Origin of the sequence: [Clostridium] clostridioforme AGR2157 (assembly GCF_000424325.1) — a bacterium.
Taxonomy (GTDB): domain Bacteria; phylum Bacillota; class Clostridia; order Lachnospirales; family Lachnospiraceae; genus Enterocloster; species Enterocloster clostridioformis_A.
The window spans coordinates 24,014-31,255 of sequence record NZ_AUJR01000054.1; the positions used below are offsets into that span (position 1 = coordinate 24,014).

9 protein-coding genes are annotated in these 7,242 nt (G+C 48.0%); 3 read left to right on the forward strand and 6 right to left on the reverse strand.

Going from position 1 to position 7,242, the window contains the following annotated elements:
* The first annotated feature begins 14 nt into the window (after positions 1 to 14).
* The gene (atpC, locus tag G614_RS0119300; RefSeq protein WP_027643264.1) at positions 15 to 431 is read left to right on the forward strand and encodes an ATP synthase F1 subunit epsilon; all 417 of its coding nucleotides are present in this window, start codon (positions 15 to 17) and stop codon (positions 429 to 431) included.
* A gap of 54 nt (positions 432 to 485) precedes the next feature.
* Here the strand turns inward: atpC and G614_RS0119305 are convergent, their stop codons facing one another.
* Positions 486 to 1,376, reverse strand: a complete 891-nt coding sequence (locus G614_RS0119305; RefSeq protein ID WP_027643265.1) for a LysR family transcriptional regulator — start codon at positions 1,374 to 1,376, stop codon at positions 486 to 488.
* A 410-nt stretch (positions 1,377 to 1,786) separates the two neighbouring features.
* Here G614_RS0119305 and G614_RS0119310 point away from each other — a divergent pair, with 410 nt between their 5' ends.
* The gene (locus G614_RS0119310) at positions 1,787 to 2,467 is read left to right on the forward strand and encodes an MgtC/SapB family protein (protein WP_027643266.1); all 681 of its coding nucleotides are present in this window, start codon (positions 1,787 to 1,789) and stop codon (positions 2,465 to 2,467) included.
* A gap of 605 nt (positions 2,468 to 3,072) precedes the next feature.
* On the opposite strand, the gene G614_RS0119320 is transcribed toward G614_RS0119310, so the two are convergent.
* Positions 3,073 to 4,125 (reverse strand): tyrosine-type recombinase/integrase, encoded by a 1,053-nt coding sequence (locus G614_RS0119320; protein WP_027643268.1) that lies wholly within the window; start codon positions 4,123 to 4,125, stop codon positions 3,073 to 3,075.
* Positions 4,126 to 4,367: 242 nt separating this feature from the next.
* On the opposite strand from G614_RS0119320, the gene G614_RS32970 reads away from it, so the two are divergent.
* Positions 4,368 to 4,643, forward strand: coding sequence for a hypothetical protein (locus G614_RS32970; RefSeq protein ID WP_242828143.1), 276 nt, complete (start codon positions 4,368 to 4,370; stop codon positions 4,641 to 4,643).
* An 81-nt stretch (positions 4,644 to 4,724) separates the two neighbouring features.
* Here the strand turns inward: G614_RS32970 and msrB are convergent, their stop codons facing one another.
* From msrB to G614_RS32230, 4 genes are all read right to left on the reverse strand, one after another.
* Entirely contained in the window at positions 4,725 to 5,669 is a 945-nt protein-coding gene (msrB, locus tag G614_RS0119335) for a peptide-methionine (R)-S-oxide reductase MsrB (RefSeq protein WP_044918311.1), read from the reverse strand.
* A 238-nt stretch (positions 5,670 to 5,907) separates the two neighbouring features.
* A complete protein-coding gene (locus tag G614_RS28115; RefSeq protein WP_027643271.1) occupies positions 5,908 to 6,228 on the reverse strand; it encodes a hypothetical protein in 321 nt (106 codons plus the stop codon).
* Between the two features lie 55 nt (positions 6,229 to 6,283).
* Positions 6,284 to 6,574, reverse strand: a complete 291-nt coding sequence (locus tag G614_RS0119345; RefSeq protein WP_027643272.1) for a hypothetical protein — start codon at positions 6,572 to 6,574, stop codon at positions 6,284 to 6,286.
* A 476-nt stretch (positions 6,575 to 7,050) separates the two neighbouring features.
* On the reverse strand, positions 7,051 to 7,242 hold a 192-nt coding region (locus G614_RS32230; RefSeq protein ID WP_027643273.1), incomplete at its 5' end, for a hypothetical protein.

The following is a 7,242-nucleotide window of genomic DNA, read 5'->3' on the forward strand; positions in this document are numbered from 1 at the left end:
AAAGGAGCCGGGATATGTCTGCATTTTGGCTGAAAATTGTAGCCAGCGACCACGTATTTTATAATGGGCATTGCTCGTATCTGGTGGTGCCAGCACCAGACGGTGAGATGGGCATTATGCCTCACCATGAGGCCATGATTCTGGCTATCCAGGAGGGTAACCTCCGCTTTAAGGTGCCGGAGGAAACAAAATGGCATCAGGCCATTGTGGGTCGCGGAATCCTGCAGGTGGCCAATAACCGTGTGACCATGATTGTGGATACCGCGGAAAGGCCTGAGGATATTGACGAGGTCAGGGCCAGGGAGGCGCTGGAGCGCGCACAAGAGCAGCTGCGCCAGAAACAGAGCCTGAGGGAATTTAAGATGTCCCAGGCGTCCATGGCAAGGGCGCTTACCAGGCTGAAGGGAAGCCATCTGAAGGAATTGAAGTGATGGAGGCTATGATAGTAAGAAAATTAAAAAGTATGGCTGCGGGATGGAAACATCCTACAGCCATTTTGAGTTTTGTATGAGAAAATTGCAGAAGTCCATCACAATGGGATTGTCCTTGCCAAGGGGAGAACACATGAGGATAATCTGACGGCGGCATACCTGATCCTTGATGGGAAGCAGCTTTACCGGGGAGTGGGGAGACATGGGCCCCCATTCACCGCCTAGTGGCCCCCAGGAGTACTGGGGCCAGAATCCGATGCCCAGTCCGGCTGCAATCAGGTTCCTGACAGACTCTGTGGTATCACTTTCGAAAATCACGTTTGGGACAAAATCCGCCTCTGAAAAGTAACTGTTGCATATCTGGCGGATGGGCCTGGAACCGGCCAGGCATATGTATCCTGCATTCCTTGTATCAGCCAGGTTAATGGAATTCTTATCCCCATAAGGAGAATGGGTGGGAACCGCCAGATACAGATCTTCTTCCAGCATGACCATGTAATCCTCATAATCGGTATTTTTTAAGTCGGACCGGACCGCAGACACGCATAAATCATAGTCAGCATGGTTCTCAGCCTGGTACAGCTGGAAGTTCACATCCGGCCGCAGGGCCCTGTAAGCAATGATTCGGTTGGTAATCAGGGTGGATGCTGCCAGAAGCTTTAAATGGATGGTGTGGCTGGACATGTACTGGTCGGCCCTCAATTCGCCGGGAATCCGGTCCAGGGCGCTTACAATGGGAATCAGCCGCTTTTGAAGAAGGCGTCCGGCTTCATTTAGTTCTATACTCCTGTTTTTTCTCTCAAAGAGCGGCACACCCAGCTCTGCTTCCAGCCGGTGGATGGCCTGAGAGAGGGCCGGCTGGGCTATCTGAAGATGTTCGGCCGCCTTTGTCATGTGCTGGTATTCAGCGGCTGTCAAAAAATATCGTAATTGCAGTAATTCCATATGTCACCTCGGAGATATGATTTTACGAACAGGGGGTTCCTGTCCGGGTATCCGACTATTATATAACAAAATTTAAAAAAATGCATTCAAAAATTATAATGAGAAAAAAACTCGCATTATATTTGAACAGGGATAAAAAAACTCAATGCCGTAAGAACGAAAAATACTCATGGAAAATGAGATGCTGGGCTATCCTGCAAAGGATACAACCATGCCAGTGAGCACATAATCCATATGGTTTCCCGCGGTATGAAGATGTCTCTAGCAGTTTCAATGGAACCGTTTTTAATGGAATCGTTTACAAATGAATTAACTTGAAAAGCAGATGGAGTGGTGTTAGAATATATTATTTAATAAAAGGATTGGCACAGGAGCCTGGAACAGGACTGTGCCCGGGACGGAGGAATCATATGAATCAATTTGTCACGGAACAGCTCATCTACGTATTACGGCTGGTGGCCGCTGCTCTTTGCGGCGGTCTGATTGGCTGCGAGAGACAGAGTAAAAAAAAGACAGCAGGCACCAGGACCCATGTAATCATTGCAGTGGCCTCTGCCATGATGATGATTATCTCCAAATATGGGTTCGGGGATGTGCTGAACGAGTATGTAAAACTGGACCCTTCCCGTGTGGCGGCGGGGGTGGTTACGGCCATTGGCTTTATTGGTTCAGGCATCATTATTTACCGGAACAACAGTGTGAACGGAATCACTACCTCGGCCGGAATATGGGCGACTGTGGGCGTGGGTATGTCCATGGGAGCGGGAATGTATATTCTGGGGGCTGTATCCACAGCCATCGTGATGCTCTCGGAACTGTTCCTGGGCAGGAAAGGTTATTTTTCCAGAAGGAACGGGGAGGACAAAGAGGTGGAGATTGAATACTGCGAAAGTCTGGATGAGGATATCTACCAGTTCATCAACCGGACATTGCAGGAGCAGAACTGCAAGATGGTAAATATCCAGCTTACAGAGGAGGCGTCCACCTATGTGCTTACTGCCCAGTTAAAGACGCCTGCGGACTACGATATGTCCGACCTGGTGGGACAGCTCAAGAAAAAAGGCCAGCTGAAGCGCATATCTGTGCAGTAAGCCTGTCATATGACAGTATGGCAGAAATGACCGGTTACCGGCCGTGTAGTATACAATATCAAAACAAGAGGATTGTGAAATCCGATACGGCCTGGAATTACAGAGAAAGCGGATGGAAAAATACCATGTAAAAATTAAGTACAGGCTGAATCACCGGAAGAGACGCCAGGAACATGTCGGTTACGCCGTGTTTTCGGATCCTGTATTAAATCAATAAGCTGGTCTGGAAGGCCTACCGGAAAGATGGATGACTGGGTCATTACATATATACGGAAACAGCCCTAAATGTACTGTCAAATTATGCGTCGGTGTGCATTTCCCTGTGATTTTTACTGATTTTTGGTACCATGGGTTTATGGCTTTGGTGTTATGGGTGCAGGATGCTCCTGGTCAGAGGGGAGGAGGTCCTGTTCCGGGATATATTTTTCAGGAAACTATGGACTGTATGTGATTTGTTCCTGCCTGGTCCGGTTTGTCCCTGCCTGTATACGAGAGACCGTGTGACAGACCGTGTGACAGACCGTGTGATAGACCGTGTGACAAAAATCTCCCTGCCTACACGGCCTGCCGGTACTGTGCCGGTACTGTAACTCCATGGTCCCAGGCTATTTCTCCCGAAGCCTGACCTTATTCCTGGCGCTGCGCCTTCTCTCGTCCTCCAGCGCGGCATAGTGGCGCTTAGTGGTATTGACGTCGGAGTGGCCAAGCACATCGGCTACCAGGTAGATATCGCCTGTCTCGCGGTACAGGTTGGTGCCATAGGTGCTGCGCAGCTTGTGTGGGGTGATGGGTTTTAAAGGAGCCACGGTACGGGCATACTTTTTAACCAGATTTTCCACGCTGCGCACGGCCATTCGCCTGCGCTGCAGGGAGAGAAAGAGGGCGTCCTCGTGTCCCTGTTCCGGGATGATGCGGTCGCGTTCCTCCAGGTAGTCTAAGAGGGCGTCCTCCACCTCTGTTCCGAAGTATACGGTCACCTCCTTGCCGCCCTTGCGGTAGATGCGGATGCCGCCGTTCTTAAAGTCAATGTCGGAGATGTTTAGCCCCACACATTCAGACACACGGATTCCGGTTCCAAGAAGGAGGGTAAGGAGGGCCAGGTCCCGCGTCTTTGTTTTCGCATGGTAACTTTTCTGCTTATCGGTCAGCTTGTCGCCCTGTTCCACCTCGTCCAGAAGAAGGGCCACCTCATCCACGTCCAGACGGATGATTTCTTTTTCATGGAGTTTGGGCAATTGTACCAGGGCGGCAGGATTGTTCTTAATTCGTTCATTCCTGTAATAGTAATTGTAGAAACTTTTCAGGGAGGATATTTTGCGCATGATTCCCCGTTCCTTGTTCATGACCTCCTGGTTCTTGTCGTTGAAACGGTATTTCAGGTATTCCATATATTCCTCAAAATCCGTGACAGACAGCTGGTCCAGATGGTCCAGTGTGATTTCCGGCACAGTAATCTTGGCAATGGCCGGATTTTCCTTATGGAGGAAATCAAAGAACACATGCAGATCATAGGCATAGGCAATCCTGGTCCTGGAGGATGTCCTGGGCTCGATTCCGCGGAAAAAGTCACCGCAGAATGGCGGCAGGTCTTTTATCAGATTGCGCAGCCGCAGAATGTTTTCCCGGTCTACCTGTTCATGGTATGATAATTGACTCATGTAAGTGGATGCCTCATTTCATAAATAGTTTTGACGCGTCAGACACGCTCTAAGAGATATTTTAGCGTCAATTGCAAATGATTGTCAATTGATTGTTTTTTTCGTATGGTTGTATAATATAGCAATTCAGATAAACAAACAGACAGAGAAAGAAGGTAATATGGAATTAAAATTAGAGTTTGACAGCCGGTCCTGCGGCGTATCCATCTTCCTTCCGGAGGGGACAAACGGAGAAAAAGGCGGTGGATGAACTAATGATGGAGCTTACCGGAACCGTGGAGCGGATGAAAGAGTCAGGCGTTTTTTCGGCAGAAAAGGAAATCTCTGTCATAAAAGCGGTGACTCCGGACTTTCACAAGGGGAAAGGAGGTGGAGGAAACGCCCTTTGCCTATTACAGGGAGCCGGTGATGATACTGGCTCCATGGGAAACTCCAGCTATCTGCTGAGAGGCATGGGAAATCCGGGCACTGAATATTATTATGCCCAGGCTGGGCTTCAGGAAAGGAACCAATATTGACCGTGTGTCACAGTATGGAAATACTGCGGATTTGAGGGGTTTGCTTGAATGGTGTATATTTTCAATCCATATCCAGTCAACCTATTTTACCAGATCCAGATAAGCCCCGTATCCTTCCTCCTCCATCCTGCTGCGGGGTATGAAGCGGAGGGCAGCGCTGTTGATGCAGTAGCGCAGTCCGCCGGTCCCGGCAGGACCGTCTTCAAACACATGGCCTAAATGGGAATCTCCCTCGCGGCTGCGCACTTCCACGCGGTGCATGCCGTGGCTGCTGTCAGGGTGTTCCGTGACAGCGCAGGACATGACCGGTTTTGTAAAGCTGGGCCATCCGCAGCCGGAATCAAATTTGTCAGCGGTGAAAAGCGGTTCTCCTGTGACGATATCCACATAGAGGCCTGGCTCGTGATGATTCCAATATTGTCCTGTAAAGGGCCTTTCGGTGGAGGCATTCTGGGTCACGTCATATTGCTCCCTGGTCAGCCGTTTTTGAAGCTCTGCCTGGTCCGGCTTTATGCCTGTGCTGCCGTCCGGACGTACAATGAGGTCCTTAAGACTGCTGAAATCAATATGGCAGTAACCATGGGGATGATTTTGCAGATAGTTCTGGTGGTAATCCTCTGCCGGATAAAAATTCCTCAGTGGTTCTAACTCCACGGTCAGTGGCCGGCTGTAATCCTTCTGAATTTCATACATGACAGACTGGATGGGGCCGCGGTCCTTATCACTGGTATAGTAGATACCGGTCCGGTACTGACTTCCGCGGTCATTTCCCTGACGGTTTATGCTCACAGGGTCAATGATTTTGAAAAACTGTCTGACCAGTATGCGCAGTGCGACAATGTCCGAATTGTACAAAATACGGACTGTTTCAGCAAAACCAGTGGTGTCTGAGCAGACCTCCTCGTAAGTTGGATTTCCCTTGGTTCCATTGGCATAGCCGCACTCAGTATCGCAGACCCCTGGTATACGGGAAAAATATTCTTCAACTCCCCAGAAGCATCCTCCTGCAAAATATATTTCCTGCATGATCAATCAACATCCTTTCCTCTGTTTTCTTCTGAATTGAGTCCATGATTATATTATGCCCTGGTAAGGGACTAAAATCAATGAATTAATAAGCGGACATTTGAACTCCTAATAGTAGATGGAGATATTTATAAAAAATGATGCAAATGGAAATCTGGTCTATGTGTATGAATGGGAGGGCGTAAGGATGGGAGAAAAGGAGTATGAACAGGCAATTTTTCATTCGATACCAGCTGATTCACGGCAATTCTCTGCCGGTCGAAGCGGCTGGTATCAGCAGTTCCGGCATCAGAATATCCAATTGCCAGAATACAGTAGCAGGAGAGAGGCCGTTAATCTGAACATTGGTGCATAAGATAGTATGAGGATATTCCTCACATAACCGCTTAACATACTGCACAGCGGACAAGGTTTTTCCAGACCCTTGTTCTCCACAAAAGACAAGCAATCCTTCGGGCCTAAAGTAACCGGGATGTGATTTATAAAAATCGTGGTTATGCTTAATCACCTTTACGACATTGACCGGATTTAAACTACCATCCAATAAGTTAGTTTCCATAAACATTTCCTTTCAAAAAAAGGGGCCTAACCATGGAAGGCCAGACCCCAGGGGACTAGATGGACATGCGGCCTTTACGGAATGCCGCCATAAGGGAACGAATCCCCTTACGAACACCCCACCAGGTAAACACGATACCGATACCGGCGGCGACAAATGTAGCAAGAGCACCCATGATAGTACTAATGGATACCTGGGCCGTGAGGGCAGATATAACACCGGACCAATCGGTCGGACTTGCAGGAGTTACATCGGCCGCAAAAACAGGAACCGTAAGGCCCACAGATACCAGACCGGAAGCAATCGGCAATGCGCCATACTTTCTCACAGAGTTTAAAAGTTTCATGCAAAAACCTCCTTATTTATATTACAAACCAAGCCACATGAAAGCAGTGGCTGGATTGTTTACATAACGAATATTCAGTTTTAATCAATGGGTTTTGTTATAGAATTGATGTATAGACAGGATGGGGAACCTCACCCCTGGTAACTATTCGTTAAACTAGACTTTCGCGAATAGTTAGAAACCGCTCTATTCGAACCAAGTTATACCAATATTGCATTAAAATCAACATTTAACGCAATATTCATTTCACAGTTTATAGCAGCATCCATACCCTGGGGTTACATACCCTGCACACGGATGCTGCCTTCCTTTTTAAACTTTAATCCCTAAACCCCCATGCCCGCACATTTGGCACCACCATAAATGAAACTGTGCAGACGGTAGGCTATTGAATATGTCTTCGCTATTGTTTATACTGTAATTAACGGCAAAGATCGTGTTTATTTTGGGCCTGTAGCCCGTTCCCTAAACTGATTTCAGGTACTCTCATTTGCACCACCATCTGTCCAGCCTCTTATGGCAAAAAGACGTACAGTAAAATGATAACCGACAGAGTACCGTGCCGTAAATTCATCCACGGAGGTGCCATTATGGATAAAATTTACGACAATTGTTGTGGTATTGATGTTCACAAAAAACTCATCGTTGCCTGCTTTAGAAAAGGCAGC